This window comes from Microbacterium sp. FG3 (assembly GCF_057809335.1).
Genome location: NZ_JBMDJT010000004.1, coordinates 37076 through 52216 on the forward strand (window position 1 = coordinate 37076; position 15141 = coordinate 52216).

Annotated in this window: 13 protein-coding genes; 6 read left to right on the forward strand and 7 right to left on the reverse strand. The window is 72.8% G+C overall.

Features of this window, described 5'->3' with window-relative positions; genetic code table 11:
* Positions 1–19: 19 nt before the first annotated feature.
* The 3 genes from ACODR5_RS02340 to ACODR5_RS02350 all read right to left on the reverse strand — a co-directional run bounded on the left by ACODR5_RS02340 (position 20) and on the right by ACODR5_RS02350 (position 4518).
* Positions 20–1519 carry a DEAD/DEAH box helicase gene (locus ACODR5_RS02340; RefSeq protein ID WP_488982604.1) on the reverse strand — a complete coding sequence of 500 codons (1500 nt, stop codon included), beginning with the start codon at positions 1517–1519 and terminating at the stop codon, positions 20–22.
* Between the two features lie 330 nt (positions 1520–1849).
* Positions 1850–2866, reverse strand: coding sequence for a LacI family DNA-binding transcriptional regulator (locus tag ACODR5_RS02345; RefSeq protein WP_488982605.1), 1017 nt, complete (start codon positions 2864–2866; stop codon positions 1850–1852).
* Between the two features lie 20 nt (positions 2867–2886).
* On the reverse strand, positions 2887–4518 hold the full coding sequence (locus ACODR5_RS02350; protein WP_488982606.1) for a glycoside hydrolase family 13 protein: 1632 nt from the start codon (positions 4516–4518) through the stop codon (positions 2887–2889).
* A gap of 194 nt (positions 4519–4712) precedes the next feature.
* On the opposite strand from ACODR5_RS02350, the gene ACODR5_RS02355 reads away from it, so the two are divergent.
* From ACODR5_RS02355 to ACODR5_RS02380, 6 genes are all read left to right on the forward strand, one after another.
* The gene (locus tag ACODR5_RS02355) at positions 4713–5948 is read left to right on the forward strand and encodes a sugar ABC transporter substrate-binding protein (RefSeq protein ID WP_488982607.1); all 1236 of its coding nucleotides are present in this window, start codon (positions 4713–4715) and stop codon (positions 5946–5948) included.
* Positions 5949–6044: 96 nt separating this feature from the next.
* On the forward strand, positions 6045–7664 hold the full coding sequence (locus ACODR5_RS02360; protein ID WP_488982608.1) for an ABC transporter permease subunit: 1620 nt from the start codon (positions 6045–6047) through the stop codon (positions 7662–7664).
* Positions 7664–8548, forward strand: coding sequence for a sugar ABC transporter permease (locus ACODR5_RS02365; protein WP_488982609.1), 885 nt, complete (start codon positions 7664–7666; stop codon positions 8546–8548). The genes ACODR5_RS02360 and ACODR5_RS02365 overlap by 1 nt, the downstream gene beginning before the upstream one ends.
* 170 nt (positions 8549–8718) lie before the next feature.
* Positions 8719–10440 (forward strand): long-chain-fatty-acid--CoA ligase, encoded by a 1722-nt coding sequence (locus ACODR5_RS02370; RefSeq protein WP_488982610.1) that lies wholly within the window; start codon positions 8719–8721, stop codon positions 10438–10440.
* Between the two features lie 49 nt (positions 10441–10489).
* The gene (locus tag ACODR5_RS02375) at positions 10490–11491 is read left to right on the forward strand and encodes an alpha/beta hydrolase (protein ID WP_488982611.1); all 1002 of its coding nucleotides are present in this window, start codon (positions 10490–10492) and stop codon (positions 11489–11491) included.
* 9 nt (positions 11492–11500) lie between these two features.
* Positions 11501–11719, forward strand: a complete 219-nt coding sequence (locus ACODR5_RS02380; RefSeq protein ID WP_460816315.1) for a hypothetical protein — start codon at positions 11501–11503, stop codon at positions 11717–11719.
* A gap of 78 nt (positions 11720–11797) precedes the next feature.
* Here ACODR5_RS02380 and ACODR5_RS02385 read toward each other — a convergent pair whose 3' ends face one another.
* Genes ACODR5_RS02385 through phnC form a run of 4 tightly spaced genes read right to left on the reverse strand, consistent with a single transcriptional unit; the run spans position 11798 to position 15123 of the window.
* Complete coding sequence (locus ACODR5_RS02385) at positions 11798–12664, reverse strand: MurR/RpiR family transcriptional regulator (protein WP_488982612.1); 867 nt, start codon at positions 12662–12664, stop codon at positions 11798–11800.
* On the reverse strand, positions 12642–13484 hold the full coding sequence (gene phnE / locus ACODR5_RS02390; protein ID WP_449854112.1) for a phosphonate ABC transporter, permease protein PhnE: 843 nt from the start codon (positions 13482–13484) through the stop codon (positions 12642–12644). Before phnE (ACODR5_RS02390) ends, ACODR5_RS02385 begins: the two co-directional genes overlap by 23 nt.
* Positions 13481–14299, reverse strand: a complete 819-nt coding sequence (gene phnE, locus ACODR5_RS02395; protein WP_460816319.1) for a phosphonate ABC transporter, permease protein PhnE — start codon at positions 14297–14299, stop codon at positions 13481–13483. The genes phnE (ACODR5_RS02390) and phnE (ACODR5_RS02395) overlap by 4 nt, the downstream gene beginning before the upstream one ends.
* Positions 14296–15123: a phosphonate ABC transporter ATP-binding protein gene (gene phnC, locus ACODR5_RS02400; protein ID WP_449854114.1), complete on the reverse strand. Its 828-nt coding sequence runs from the start codon at positions 15121–15123 to the stop codon at positions 14296–14298. The genes phnE (ACODR5_RS02395) and phnC overlap by 4 nt, the downstream gene beginning before the upstream one ends.
* Positions 15124–15141 lie beyond the last annotated feature (18 nt).

A 15141-nucleotide genomic window follows, 5' to 3' on the forward strand; every position in this document is an offset into this window, starting at 1 on the left:
GGCCGTTCCTGTGCGCGGATCAGCCCTGGGCGCGGCGCGGGGTGCGGGGCGCGGACGAGCCCGACGACGTGCTGTACACCGACGGTGCCCCCGAGCGGCCGCCCGAGGCGCCCTGGCCCGAGCGGCGCTGGCCCTGGGCCGCTCCGCCCGATCCCTGACCGGATCCGCCGCGGCGGCGGCGCTGGCCCGAGCCCTCGCGCGGGGTCTGTGCGGCGACGTCGCCCGAACGGGCGGCGCGCTTGCGGCGCGCGTTGGCGCCCTGCAACTGCCCGCCGCCGGTGGCGCCGGGAGCCGGCGGGTTGCCCGCGCCGGGCAGGCCGGCGCCGGGCGCGACGCGCGGGGCGACCTCGCCGATGAGGGCGACGACGGCCGGGTGCGACGGGGTCACGGCCTGCGGCTGCACCGAGATCGCGGCGCGACGCAGCAGGTCCTTCGTGTCGCGTCGCTGCGAGGGCAGCATGATCGTCACGACATCGCCGGACGAGCCGGCGCGGGCCGTGCGGCCGCTGCGGTGCAGGTACGCCTTGTGCTCGGCGGGCGGATCGACGTGCACGACCAGCTCGATGCCGTCGACGTGCACGCCGCGCGCGGCGACGTCCGTGGCGACGAGCACGCGCACCGCGCCCGACGAGAAGTCGGCGAGGTTGCGGTCGCGGGCGTTCTGCGACAGGTTGCCGTGCAGGTCGACGGCCGGGATCCCCTTCGCCGTGAGCTGGCGGGCCAGCTTCTTGGCCTGGTGCTTGGTGCGGGTGAACAGCAGGCGGCGCGCGGTGCCCGACGCGAGCGCGAACACGAGGTCGTTCTTGGCCTCGGCGTCGACCTCGAAGACGTGGTGCGTCATGGCGGCGACGGGCGACTCGGCGGAGTCGATCGAGTGGTGCACGGGGTCGCTCAGGAAGCGCTTGACGAGCTTGTCGATGCCGTTGTCGAGCGTGGCCGAGAAGAACATGCGCTGACCCCCGGCGGGCGTCTGCGACAGCAGGCGCGTCACGCCGGGCAGGAAGCCGAGGTCGGCCATGTGGTCGGCCTCGTCGAGCACGGTCACGGCCACGCGGTCGAGGCGCACGATCTTCTGCGAGATGAGGTCCTCGAGGCGGCCGGGGCATGCCACGACGATGTCGACGCCGCCGCGCAGGGCGGTCTCCTGCGGGCGCTGCGAGACGCCGCCGAAGATCGTGGTGGTCTTCAGGCCCTGGGCCTGGGCGAGGGGCTCGACGACCTTGGCGATCTGCGTCGCCAGCTCGCGCGTCGGGGCGAGCACGAGGGCCGTGGGCGAGCCGGCACGGCGCTCGGCGCCGAGGGCGGCGAGGCGGGCGACGAGCGGGATCGCGAAGGCGAGGGTCTTGCCCGAGCCCGTCTTGCCGCGGCCGAGCACGTCACGGCCCGCGAGGGTGGAGGGCAGGGTCGCCTGCTGGATGGGGAAGGGGGTGGGTCGCCCCTCGGCGACGAGCACGTCGACGAGGCGGGCGGGGACGCCGAGATCGGCGAAGGAGGGGGTCTGCGTGGTCGCAGAGGTCATGGATTCTCTTTCGGATGATCCGCGCGGCGCGGCGCGGCGCGATCCGAGAACGGAAGGACGCGAGCACGCGGCGGATGGAGGGCGAACGCGGCGGAATCGCCGGTCCGTTCGCCGCGGCAGTCGCAGAGCGCAGACGGCGCTCGATGAAGGCACGACGAGGCGCCACGGAAACCGGGCGCTGCATCGAGCCTAGCAGTCACCGTCCGGGCGGATGCACAACGAAGGAAAACCAGGGTCTGCGCGGGCGGATGGCCGCCGATCCAGCGAGCGACGCGTCGGATCTCCTTCGTTGTGCAGTGGCGCCGCAGATGTGGATCGGCCCTGCGGCGCTCAGGGGCGGGGCCGGGCGGTCGAGCGGCGCACGCGCAGCTCGAACGGCAGCGGGGTGTCGGCGGGCGCGGCCGCGCCCTCCCGGGGCTCGAGCTGTGCCATGAGGATGTCGACCGCTCTGGCGCCCTGGGCCCGCGGGAACTGGGCGATGGTCGTCAGCCCGAAGAACTCGCCGAGGTCGTGGTCGTCGATGCCGACGACGGAGACGTCCGCGGGCACGCTCAGCCCCAGGTCGCGGGCCGCGAGGATCGCGCCGAAGGCCATCTCGTCCGACGCGGCGAAGATCGCGGTGGGCCGGTCCCGCAGGGGTGCGCCCAGCAGCTGCTTGGCCGCCGCGTAGCCGCCCTGCACCGTGAAGTCGGCCTGCGCGATGAGGCGCGGATCCGGATCGATCCCGGCGTCGGCGAGCGCGTGCTGCCAGCCGCGCAGCCGCTTGGCGGGCATGTGGAAGTCGACGTCCGAGGCGCTGTCGCCGCCGATGATCCCGATGCGGCGATGGTCGAGCCCGATGAGGTGCTCGGTCGCCAGCCGGGCGACGGCGACGTCGTCGATCATGAGGGTCGGCACGCCGGGGATCGGGCCGCCGACGCCGACGAGGGGCTTGCCGATGGCGCGCAGGTTGCCCAGCTCGGCGTCGGTGAGCTCGAGCGCGACGGCGATCACGGCGTCCACCCGCTGCCGCAGCAGGAACTGCTCGAACACCATGGCGCGCTCGCCGTCGTGCCCGGCGAGGTTGTAGAGCGTCACGTCGTAGCCGGCGTGCATCAGCCGCTGCTGGGCGCCCTCGAGCACCGAGGAGAAGTACCAGCGGCCGAGGAAGGGCAGCACGATGCCGACGTTGCGGGTGCGGCCGCTCGCCAGGCTCGACGCCGCCTGCGAGACGACGTAGCCCAGCTCGCGCGCCGCCGTGAGCACGCGGGCGCGCGCGGCCTCGGACACGTGCCCGCGGCCCGACAGGGCGCGCGAGACCGTCGCGGTCGAGACGCCCGCGAGCCGCGCGACCTCGGCGATGCTCACGGCGCGCCCCGTCCCGCCGGTCACGCCCGGACGAGCCAGGCGGCGGTGTCGGTCGGGATCTCGCCCTCGACGGGTCCGCTCGCGACGAGCACGCGCAGGCCCTCCGGCAGGGGCACGGGGGCGTCGCCGAGGTTGGCGATCACCGTGACGCCCGCGCAGCGGAACCAGATCGTGTCCTCCGGCGCCTCCTCGACCCAGTCGAACTGCCCGCTGGAGAGCCCCTGCGCGCGCCGCTGCCGCAGCAGCTCGCGGTACAGGTTGAGCGTCGACGCGGGATCGGGCGACTGGACGTCGCGGGCCAGTCGCGCCCACTCCGGCGGCTGCGGCAGCCACGAGGAGCCGGTCTCGCTGAAGCCGTACGCGGGGGCCTGCGCCTCCCACGGGATCGGCACGCGGCAGCCGTCGCGGCCGTAGCGCTCGCCATTCGTGCGGAACCAGGTGGGATCCTGGCGCGCCTCGTCCGGGATCTCCATCGCCTCGGGCAGGCCGAGCTCCTCGCCCTGGTACAGGTACGCCGATCCCGGCAGTGCGAGCATCACGGTCGTCGCCGCCCGCCCGCGTCGCAGCGCCGCCTCGGGATCGGGCTTGCCCGGCGTCCTCGGCCCGACGCCGTGCCCCTGCGGGGCGTCGGCGCCGAGGGCGAGGCGCGTGGCGTGCCGCACGACGTCGTGGTTCGAGAGCACCCACGTGGTCGGCGCGCCGACGCCGCCGAACGCCGCGAACGACTGGTCGATCACGTCGCGCAGCTCGGCCGCGTCCCACGGCGCGGTGAGGTACGGGAAGTTGAAGGCCTGGTGCATCTCGTCGGGCCGCACCCACAGCGCCGTCTCCTCGGCCGTGGGCATCCACGCCTCGGCGCACAGCGCGCGATCGCCGTCGTACTCGGCCAGCAGCCGGTGCCAGTCGCGGTAGATCTCGTGCACGCCCTCCTGGCCCCAGTACGGCACGGGCTCGCGCCCGCCCATGGAGTCGCTGTCCTCGGGCGGCATGTAGTCGGGCAGCTCGTCGTGCTTGACGAGACCGTGCGCCACGTCCACGCGGAAGCCGTCGACGCCGCGGTCGAGCCAGAAGCGCAGGATGCGGCGGAACTCCTCGCGCACCTCCTCGTTCGCCCAGTCGAAGTCGGGCTGCGACGAGTCGAACAGGTGCAGGTACCACTGGCCGGGCTCGCCGTCCGCCTCGGTCACGCGCGTCCACGCCGGGCCGCCGAACACCGACTGCCAGTTGTTCGGGGGCAGCTCGCCGTGCTCGCCCTTGCCGTCGCGGAACATGTAGCGCGCCCGCTCGCGGCTGCCCGGCGCGGCCGCGAGCGCGGCCTGGAACCACGGGTGCTGATCCGAGGAGTGGTTCGGCACGAGGTCGACGATCACCCGGATCCCGCGGTCGTGCGCCGCCGCGAGCATCTCGTCGAAGTCGGCGAGCGTGCCGAAGATCGGATCGACGTCGCAGTAGTCGGCGACGTCGTAGCCGGCGTCCTTCTGCGGGGAGGTCATGAACGGCGAGAGCCAGATCGCGTCGATGCCGAGATCCTTCAGCGCGTCGAGCCGGCCCGTCACGCCCGGCAGGTCGCCGATGCCGTCGCCGTTCGCGTCCGCGAAGGAGCGGGGATAGATCTGATAGATCACGGCGGTGCGCCACCATTCGGAAGTCATGCGTGCACTCTAGGCGACGTGCGCGGATTCTGGAAGCGCTTGCAGACAAGGTGCCCAGCGCGGCGCGCATCACGGATCCATATCAACCCGGATCCGCGGCGCGCGACCGTTTGCGCATCCGATCGGCGCGTGTCACTCTGTAACCGCTTGCAGAACCTGGCGACGGCGCCGGGGCGAATCAGAAGGGCACACCAATGAAGGCGAACAGCAGGGGCCGCGTCATCGCGGCTTTCGTGGGCGTGGCGACTCTCGGCCTCGCGGGCTGCTCCGGCGGGCAGACGGACGATGCGCCCTCGGACGGCGGCGGCGACGCGGCCTCGACCCTCACGGTCTGGGTCGACGCGGAGCGCGTCGACGCGCTGCAGGACGCGGCCGACGCCTACACGGAGCAGACGGGCGTCGCGGTCGAGCTGGTCGGCAAGGACAACGCCGACATCAAGGACGACTTCATCCAGCAGGTGCCCACGGGCGAGGGGCCCGACATCACGATGGGCGCGCACGACTGGCTCGGCGAGCTCGCCACGAACGGCGTCGTGGCGCCGCTCGAGCTCGGCGACGCGGCGGAGGGCTTCCTGCCCGTCGCGCTCGAGGCGTCGACCTACGAGGGCACCGTCTACATGCTCCCGTACGCGGTCGAGAACATCGCGATGCTGCGCAACGCCGAGCTGGTGCCCGAGCCGGCCACGAGCTTCGACGACATGATCGCCAAGGGCAAGGCGGCCGGGCTCGAGCAGCCGTTCGTCGTCGAGCAGGGCGCGGAGGGCAATCCGTACCACCTGTACCCGTTCCAGACCGCGTTCGGCGCCCCGGTGTTCGGTACCAACGAGCAGGGCTACGACCCGACCGACCTGCAGCTCGGCAACGCCGGAGGCGAGCAGTTCGCCACGTGGCTCGGCAGCCAGGGCAAGAACGGCACGGGCGTGTTCAACACCGACATCGACGGCGACATCGCCAAGCAGGCCTTCATCGACGGCACCGCGGCCTTCTGGCTCACCGGTCCGTGGAACGTCGGCGCCGCGGTGGACGCCGGCATCGACGTCGAGATCGACACCGTCCCGAGCCCGACCGACCAGACGGCCTCGCCGTTCGCGGGCGTGAAGGGCTTCTTCGTCTCGGCGGAGTCGGACAACAAGGTGGCCGCGAACGACTTCCTCGTGAACTACCTCGGCACCGAGGACGCGCAGCTGGCGCTGTTCGAGGCCGGCAACATCCTCCCCGCCCTGTCGTCGGCGGCCGAGACGGCCTCGGCCGACCCGATCATCGCCGGCTTCGCCGAGGTGGGCGCCGAGTCGGTGCCGATGCCCGCGATCCCCGCGATGGGTGCCGTGTGGCAGTACTGGGGCATCGCCGAGGCTGAGATCATCAACGGCGCCGACCCCGTCGCCACGTGGCAGAAGCTCGCGTCCGACGTGCAGGCGGCCATCGGCTGATCCGGTGACGCGGCCGGTCGGGGCGGGTGAGACGCAGATTCCCCGCCCCGACCGGTCCCCCGCGCCCCGGACGCCCCCCCGAACCGAGCAGGAGCCATGACCGCAACCGACACGCACATCGCGCCGGCCGCGAGCGACCCCGGCCGCGCGCGCCGCCGCAGGCAGGCCGAGCGCATCGCCGACCGCGCGAGCGGCGGCACCAGGGCACTCATCCTGAAGCTCCTGCTGCTGGGCATCGTCGACGCGATCGCCGTGTACGCGGTGCTCGTGCTCATCGGCTTCGAGCAGTGGGTCGTCATGGGCGTCGTCGTCGCCGTGGCGCTGCTCGTCAACGGCATCTACCTCTCGCGCCGGGCGCTGCCGGCGAAGTACCTCACGCCCGGGGTCATCTTCCTCGTGCTGTTCCAGGTGTTCGTGCTGCTCTACACCGGGTACGTCGCCTTCACGAACTACGGCACGGGCCACAACGGCAGCAAGGAGCAGGCGGTCGCCTCGCTCATGGCCTCGGCGCTGGATCGCGTGCCCGACTCGCCGACCTACCCCGTCACGGTCGTCGAGCAGGGCGGCGCGCTCGGCCTGCTCGTCACGATGCCCGACGGCGACGCGCTCGTCGGCACCGCGGAGCAGCCGCTCGAGCCGGTCGACGCGGAGTTCGAGGGCTCGAAGGCCGTGGCGGTGCCCGGCTGGACGAGCCTGCAGTTCGCCGAGGTGCTGCAGCGGCAGCAGGAGGTCGCCGACCTCGCGGTCGCGTACTCCGACGATCCGAACGACGGGGCGATCCGCACGCCCGACGGATCCAGCGGCTACCGCTACACCTCGTCGCTCGCGTACGACGAGGCCGCCGGCACCCTCACCGACACGGAGTCCGGCACCGTCTACCGCGACACGGGCGTGGGCGCCTTCACGGCCGAGGACGGCACGCAGCTGATGCCGGGATGGCAGATCACCGTCGGCTTCGACAACTTCATCCGGGCCGTGACCGACGCGCGGCTGGCCGGCCCGCTCGTCTACGTCACGCTGTGGACGTTCGCCTTCGCGCTCATCTCCGTCGCGTCGACGTTCTTCCTGGGCCTGTTCCTCGCGATCGCGTTCAACAACGCGCGCATGCGGGGCCGGCAGGTCTACCGCGTGCTCATGATCCTGCCGTACGCGATCCCGTCGTTCCTGTCGGCGCTCGTGTGGGCCGGCATGATGAACCAGAGCTTCGGCTTCCTGAACGAGGTGATCTTCGGCGGCGCGTCCATTCCGTGGCTCACCGACCCGGTCATGGCGAAGGTGTCGATCCTCATCGTCAACCTCTGGCTGGGCTTCCCCTACATGTTCCTCGTGTGCACGGGCGCGCTGCAGTCGATCCCCGATGAGCTGCAGGAGGCGGCCACGGTCGACGGCGCCCGGCCGTGGGCGGTGTTCCGGCACATCAAGCTGCCGCTGCTGCTCGTGACGGTCGCGCCGCTGCTGATCGCGTCGTTCGCGTTCAACTTCAACAACTTCAACGTCGTCTACATGCTCACCGACGGTGGGCCGCGCGACTCCGCGGCGCCGATCCCCGTCGGGCACACCGACATCCTCATCTCGATGGTCTACAAGGTCGCCTTCACCGGGCAGACGCGCGACTACGGCCTGGCCAGCGCGTACTCGATCATCATCTTCATCGTCGTGGCCGTCATCTCGGTCATCGCGTTCCGCCGCACCAAGTCGCTCGAGGAGCTGAACTGATGGCCGTCGCCGAAGCGCCCGTGAGGCGCCGCTCGTTCGGGCGCTGGCTCGCCGACACCGGATGGCGCCACGTCGTGGGCGTCGTGGTGGTGGCGTTCTCGCTGCTGCCGATCGTGTTCGTCGTGTCGAGCTCGCTGAACCCGCAGGGCACGCTCACGGGCTCCAACGCCCTGTTCTCGCGGATCGGGATCGACAGCTACGTGCGCATCCTCACCGATCCGAAGGTGCCGTTCACCGCGTGGTTCGCCAACACGCTCATCATCGCGGGCATCACGGCGATCGCCACCGTGTTCCTCGGCGCGCTCGCCGCGTATGCCTTCTCGCGCATGCGCTTCACGGGTCGGCGCTTCGGGCTCATCACGATCGTCGTCGTGCAGATGTTCCCGCAGCTGCTGGCCGTCGTGGCGATCTTCCTGCTGCTGAGCACGATCGGCGACTGGTTCCCGGCGCTCGGCCTGAACAGCCGCATCGGGCTGATCCTCGTCTACCTCGGCGGCGCGCTCGGCGTGAACACCTACCTCATGTACGGCTTCTTCAACACCGTGCCGCAGTCGATCGACGAGGCGGCCCGGATCGACGGCGCGAGCCACGTGCGCGTCTTCTTCACGATCATCCTGCGCCTCGTGGCGCCGATCCTCGCCGTCGTCGCGCTGCTGTCGTTCATCGCGACCGTCAACGAGTTCGTCGTCGCGTCGGTCGTGCTCATCGACACCGAGCAGCAGACGCTGGCCGTGGGCCTGACCAAGCTCGTCTCGAATCCGCGCTACGCTGACTGGAGCGCCTTCTCGGCCGGGGCCGTCATGTCGGCGCTGCCCGTGGTCGCCCTCTTCCTCTTCCTGCAGAAGTACATCGTCGGCGGACTCACGGCCGGCGCCGTGAAGTGACGCGCTTCCACGGCGCCTTCCCGGCCGATCCGGCGCTCTGCAAGGGGTTGACGCGGCCGCGGTGCCTGACTGAGCCTGGCGGCATCCAGCAGACCGATAGCCGCGGGTGACAGCATGGGGCACCCGTCGGCTCGCGACGGATCGGGCCGGCGGCCCGGGAAGGGAGCGCCGTGGGCGCATCGCATCCGTGGAGCGGCAGGCCGTGGACGGCGCAGTACGCGCAGGGCGTGCCGGACGACATCGGCGAGGTGTCCGAATCGCTCGTCGACATGATGGCGCGCAGCGTGCGGCGGTTCCGGCGCAAGCCGGCGCTCGTGTTCTTCGGCGCGACGATCGACTACGGCGAGCTGGGCGAGCGGATCGAGCGGGCGGCGGAGGGGCTGCGGCGCCTGGGCGTGCGCAAGGGCGACCGCGTGGCGCTCGTGCTGCCCAACTGCCCGCAGCACGTCGTGGCGTTCTACGCCACGCTGCGGCTGGGCGCGATCGTCGTGGAGCACAACCCGCTCTACACGCCCCGCGAGCTGCGCCATCAGTTCGAGGATCACGAGGCGCAGGTCGCCGTGGTGTGGGACAAGGCGGCCGACGCCGTCGTCGAGCTGCCCGGCGACGCGCGCCCGCGCACCATCATCTCCGTCGACCTCACCGAGGAGCTGCCGTTCGGGCGCCGCCTGGCGCTGCGGCTGCCCGTGAAGAAGGCGCGCGAGGCGCGGCGGCGGCTCACGGGGCGGCCGAAGGCGCGCGGTCTCGTGCCGTGGCGCCGGATCGTCTCGTCGCGTCGGCTGTCGCGGCGGCACGCGCGCCCCGCGGTGGACGACATCGCGCTGCTGCAGTACACGAGCGGCACCACGGGCGACCCGAAGGGCGTGATCCTGACCCACCGCAACCTGCGCGCGAACGCGATGCAGGGCCGCGCGTGGGTGCCGGGGCTGCGCGAGGGCGAGGAGACCTTCTACGGCGTGCTGCCGCTCTTCCACGCGTACGGGCTCACGCTGTGCCTCACGTTCGCCATGAGCATGGGCGCCAAGCTCGTGCTGTTCCCCACGTTCGACGCGGGCCTCGTGGCCGACGCCGCCAAGGCCGATCCGCCGACGTTCCTGCCCGCGGTGCCGCCGATCTACGACGCCCTCTCGCGCGCGGCCGGGCAGGGCGCGATCGACCTGTCGACGATCCGCTTCGCGATCTCCGGCGCCATGAGCCTGCCGCTGGCCACCGTGCGGCGGTGGGAGGAGGCCACGGGAGGGCTGCTCGTCGAGGGCTACGGCATGACCGAGACCTCGCCCGTGGCGCTCGGCAACCCCATGGGGCCCACGCGCCGCCCCGGCACCGTCGGGGTGCCGTTCCCCGGCACCGACATCCGCGTCGTCTCGCCCGACGATCCGTCGACCGACGTGCCGCCCGGCGAGCGCGGCGAGCTGCTCGTGCGCGGGCCGCAGGTGTTCTCGGGCTACTGGCGGCGCCCCGACGAGACGGCGCAGACGCTGCTGCCGGGCGGATGGGTGCGCACGGGCGACATCGTCACGGTGGCGGAGGACGGCTTCGTCACGGTGGTCGACCGGATCAAGGAGCTCATCATCACCGGCGGCTACAACGTCGCGCCCCACGAGGTGGAGGAGACGCTCGAGGCGCACCCCGACGTCGAGGCCGCGGCCGTCGTGGGCCTGCGCCGCCCGGACGGCAGCGAGCAGGTGGCCGCCGCGGTCGAGGTGCGGGCGGGGCGGCCCTTCGACGCCGCCGCGCTGCGCGACTACTGCCGCACCCACCTGGCCGACTACAAGGTGCCACGGCGCATCGTGCAGATGGACGAGCTGCCGCGTTCGCTCGTCGGCAAGGTGCTGCGGCGCGAGGTGCGCGAGCGCATGGCGGGCGAGGGATCCAAGACCCCGCGCCCGTAGGCCGCGGGTGGACCCCGCGCCCGTCGCCGGCGCGCCCTAGGCTGGCGGCATGGCGGAGGGGTGGCGGCCGGACGTGCTGGGGGCGGGGTTCGAGCAACGCACCCTGCCGCTCGGCACCGACGCCGAGGGCGAGGTCGTCGCCACGCTCGTGCGGCACCTGCCGCGGGGGCTGCGCCGCACCGGGGCGCTGCGCGGCGTCGACGTGCTGTACGTGCACGGCTGGTCGGACTACTTCTTCCAGCGCCGGATCGCGCGATTCTGGGCGGATCGCGGGGCGCGGTTCTTCGCGCTCGACCTGCGCAAGTACGGCCGCAGCCTGCGCCCGGGCCAGACGCACGGCTTCGTCTCCGACCTCGCCGCGTACGACGAGGACATCGCCGCGGCGCTGGGCGCGATGGGCGATCGGCGCGGCCGGCGGCTCGTGCTCATGGGGCACTCCACGGGTGGGCTCACGCTGAGCCTGTGGGCCGCGCGCCACCCGGGCGAGGCGGCGGCGCTCGTGCTGAACGCGCCGTGGCTCGAGTTCCAGCTCGGCGCGGCCGGGCGTGCGGCGATCTCCGCGGCCATCGACCTCGGCGCCCGGTTCCGGCCGCGCGACGTCGTGCCGCAGGTCGACCTCGGCTTCTACGCCCGTGCCCAGCTCGCGGCCGCCGATCCGGACGATCCGATGGAGCCCGACCCCCTCTGGCGTCCGACGCCCTCGCCGCCGGTGCTCACGGCGTGGCTCGACGCCGTGCTCGCCGGGCACGCCGAGGTCGCGCGCGGCCTGCGGATCGACGCGCCGGTGTGCGTGCTGCTCTCGGCGCGCAGCGTGGCGCCCACCCGGTGGAGTGAGGAGCTCACGCGCGCCGACACCGTGCTCGCCGTCGACGGGGTCGCGCGTGCGGCTCTCAAACTCGGGCCGTCCGTCTCCGTGGAGAGGATCGACGGCGCCCTGCACGATGTATTCCTCTCGCGCCGCGAGGCGCGCGACGAGGCGTACGCGCGGCTGGATCGCTGGGTCGGCGGATACGTGTCAAGGCCCTCGCGGCGGGGGCCGGCGCGCCCGTAGCGTCGGGCCATGACGAACGCCGCAGACGACGCCCCCGACGAGACCAGCGCGGACGAGACCGGCATGACCGAGGACGAGAAGCGGCGGGATCAGTTGCTGGCCGCCCCGGACGCGGTCGAGGAGGACGCCGCGCCCCGCATCGACGTCACGGAGCGCGACGGCGTGACCCGCATCGACGTCCGCGACGACGCCGCGGTCCGGCCCGGCGGTCCCGACGACGACGCGTGATCCGGTTCGCGAGTGCCTTCGTGCGGTGATCCGGCGCGATAACCACGCGAAGGCACTCGCGAAGCCGCGTGCGCGAACTCAGGACTCGCGGATCGACGAGCCCAGCACCTCGAGCGCGGCCGCGCGGGCGTCGCGGCCGCGGTCGCCGCGGCGGGTGAGGAGGGCGTCGATGAGCGCCTCGGTGACGAGCATGAGCGCCGCGCGGGACGTGTGCAGCAGCTCGTCCTGGAACGTGTCGTTCACGGCCGGCACGATGAGGGCGGTGTCGGCGAGCTCGGTCACGGCCGACTGCGCGAACGACGTGATCGCGAGCACGCGGCATCCGCTCGCGTCGGCCGCCTCCATCGCGGCCAGGGTCGTGTCGTTCGCGCCCGATCCCGACACGACCAGGCACACGGCGTCGGGCCCGAGCTGGCGGGCCGCGATCCGCTGGGCGATGGCGTCGGCGAGATGCTCGGCCGGCCGTCCCGCCGCGTTGAGGCGCAGCGCGAGGTCGAGCCCGAGCGGCGAGGACAGGCCGTTGGCCACGACGAGCACTCGCGGGGCCTCGTCGAGGGCGCGCACGACGTCCTGCAGGCCGTCCTCCGTGAGCCCCGACAGGCTGTGCCCGAGGCGGGAGGCGAAGCGCTCGGCTGAGGCGCGCAGCCCGCCGAGGATCGTCCCGTCCGCCAGCAGCGACGCGTCGCTCGTGCGCATGGCGAGGTCGCGCGCGGCGGCCACGCGCAGCTGCGGGTAGCCCTCGTAGCCGAGCGCCTGCGCCGTGCGGACGACGGTGGCCCGGCCCACGCCGATGGCCTCCGCGGCCTCCTGCGCCGTGCGCTCCACGGCCGTGCCGAGGTCGTTCGCGATCGCCTCGGCCACCCGGCGCTCGCCGGGGTGCAGGGACGGCGCGAGCGCCGTGATGCGCGCCGTCAGCGGTGCGTCAGCCGATCCTGTCCACGCCACGAGTCCTCGCCCCTTCCATGATCCGGCGGCGGATGGCGCCGGAGACCGCGTCGATGAGCATCGTCGCGACGATGACCACGATGAGCAGCATGCCCACCGTGCTCCACTCACGGTAGTTGGTGTAGTTCGACAGCATCGACCCGATCCCGCCCGCGCCCACGAGTCCGAGCACGGCCGAGGTGCGGATGTTGATCTCGAAGCGATACAGCGCGAACGACATGAGCGACGGCAGCGCCGCCGGCCACAGCGCCCAGCGCACGACGGCCACGCGCCCGCCGCCCGCGGCGCGCACGGCCTCGGCCGCGCCGTCGCTGAGCGACTCGATCGTCTCGTACACCCACTTGCCCTGCGTGCCGATGCCCGCGATGCCGAGCGCGAGCGCGCCGGTGAAGGGCGTCAGGCCCGTGACGGTGAGCAGGATGAGGGCGATGATCACCTCGGGCACGGCGCGGATGACGGCGAACACCGCGCGCAGGCCGTGCCGCAGCCACGCCGGGCCCACGCCGTCGGCGGCGAACATGCCCAGCGGCACCGAGAGCGCCACGCACAGCAGCGCGCCGAGCCACGCCATCGAGATCGAACGCCACATCTCGAACAGGGCGCGGCCCAGCCGATCCCAGTCCGGGTTCTCGAACATGAGCACCGCGTACTCCCACGACGCGCGCGGCAGGTCGAGCAGGCGGGCCCAGTTGGCGTCGAGCCCCGCGGCCGCGACGAGGAGCACGACGCCGGCCAGCACCGCGGCGATCGTTTCGCGCCGGCGCGACGGGGGCTTCGGCAGCTCGAGGGCCTTCGTGGCCTGCAGCATCGTGGCGGTCATGTGAGCCTCCGGCGGAGCTGGGTGGAGACGAGCTCGATGAGGATGACCACGACGAGGATCTCGAGGATGATCACCGACACGTCGTCGTAGGCGTAGAAGCCGAAGCGCTCGTCGAGCAGGCGCCCGATACCGCCGGCGCCGACGATGCCGAGGATGGCCGAGATGCGCACGTTGAGCTCGAGCGTGTAGAGCCACTGGTTGGCGAACAGCGGCAGGGTCTGGGGGAGGGCCAGCGCGCGGTTGAGCCGGCCCTGCGTCGCGCCGGCCGCGCGGCCGGCCTCGAGGTACGGGTGCTCGGCGGAGTCGATCGCCTCGGAGACGAGCTTCACGACGATCCCCAGGTCGAACAGGAACAGCGTGAGCAGGCCCGGCAGGGCGCCGACGCCCACGAGCGCGACGAGGATGGTCGCGTACACGAGGTCGGGCACGGCGCGGACGACGTTGATGACGGCGCGCACGATGCGGCGGGTGACGCCGTTCGGGTTCGTCGGACGGGCCGCCCACAGCGTCAGCGGCACCGAGACGAGGGCCGCGGCCGCCGCGCCGACGACGGCCATCTGCAGCGTCTCGAGCATCGGCTGGACGGTGCGGGGCAGGAAGGCGAGGTCGGGCTGCAGCAGCTGCAGCATCTTGTTGGCGCCGTTGCGCCAGTTCTTCGCGATCGCGGCCAGGTCGATCTCCACGCCGCCGATCGCGGGCAGGCACGTGAGCACCGTGAACACCGCGAACGCGGCGATCACGAGCACCGTGCGCGGCCACGTGCGCGGCCGCGGCGGCACCGCGATCGGCGTCGCGGCCGCGTCGGCCGTCGTCACGAGGTCGCCCCGAGGCGATCCTGCGGCTGGATGCGGCGCCCGTAGATCTCCTCGAAGTCGGCGTCGGTGGCATCCGCCGCGGGCCCGTCGTACACGAGCTCGCCGGCGCGCAGGCCGATCATGCGCGTCGTGTAGTCACGGGCCAGGTCCATGAGGTGCAGGTTGACGAGCACCGTGAGGCCGCGCTGCACGCCGATCCGCTCGAGCTCGGCCATGACGGCGTGCGCCGTGGGCGGATCGAGGCTCGCGACGGGCTCGTCGGCGAGCATCACCTGCGGCTCCTGCGACAGCGCGCGGGCGATGGCCACGCGCTGCTTCTGTCCGCCCGAGAGCGACCCGGCGCGCGTCCACACCTTGTCGAGCATGCCGACGGCCTCGAGCGCGCGCAGCGCGATCTCGCGATCCTCGGCCGTGGGGATGCCGAGCAGCGTGCGCAGCGCGCCGGCGCGGGCGAAGCGGCCCACGAGCGTGTTGCGGTACACGTCCACGCGCTCGGCCAGGTTGAAGCCCTGGAAGATCATGCCGACGTGGCCGCGCAGCTCGCGCAACCGGCGGCCGCCGAGGCCCGAGACCGTGTACGGCCCGACCTGCACCGATCCGCTGGTGACGGGGACGAGGCCGTTGATCGTGCGGATGAGCGTCGACTTGCCCGATCCGGACAGGCCGACGACCGAGACCATCTCGCCCGGGGCGATCGAGAGCGACACGTCGCGCAGGGCGGCCGTGCCGTTCGGGTACGTGACCGACACCTTCTCGAGGTGGATCGGCCAGGAGGCGGAGGCCGGGACGAGCCCGGCCTCCGCGATGTGCGCGTCGGATGTCATGCGCTCAGTGCTCCCGGA

Excerpts from the sequence above, each read along its gene's own strand:
- phnC (WP_449854114.1), bottom strand. The coding sequence starts at position 15,123 with ATGACATCCGACGCGCACATCGCGGAGGCCGGGCTCGTCCCGGCCTCC.
- ACODR5_RS02355 (WP_488982607.1), top strand. The coding sequence starts at position 4,713 with ATGAAGGCGAACAGCAGGGGCCGCGTCATCGCGGCTTTCGTGGGCGTG.
- ACODR5_RS02365 (WP_488982609.1), top strand. The coding sequence starts at position 7,664 with ATGGCCGTCGCCGAAGCGCCCGTGAGGCGCCGCTCGTTCGGGCGCTGG.
- ACODR5_RS02360 (WP_488982608.1), top strand. The coding sequence starts at position 6,045 with ATGACCGCAACCGACACGCACATCGCGCCGGCCGCGAGCGACCCCGGC.
- ACODR5_RS02375 (WP_488982611.1), top strand. The coding sequence starts at position 10,490 with ATGGCGGAGGGGTGGCGGCCGGACGTGCTGGGGGCGGGGTTCGAGCAA.
- ACODR5_RS02340 (WP_488982604.1), bottom strand. The coding sequence starts at position 1,519 with ATGACCTCTGCGACCACGCAGACCCCCTCCTTCGCCGATCTCGGCGTC.
- ACODR5_RS02350 (WP_488982606.1), bottom strand. The coding sequence starts at position 4,518 with ATGACTTCCGAATGGTGGCGCACCGCCGTGATCTATCAGATCTATCCC.
- phnE (WP_449854112.1), bottom strand. The coding sequence starts at position 13,484 with ATGACCGCCACGATGCTGCAGGCCACGAAGGCCCTCGAGCTGCCGAAG.
- ACODR5_RS02380 (WP_460816315.1), top strand. The coding sequence starts at position 11,501 with ATGACGAACGCCGCAGACGACGCCCCCGACGAGACCAGCGCGGACGAG.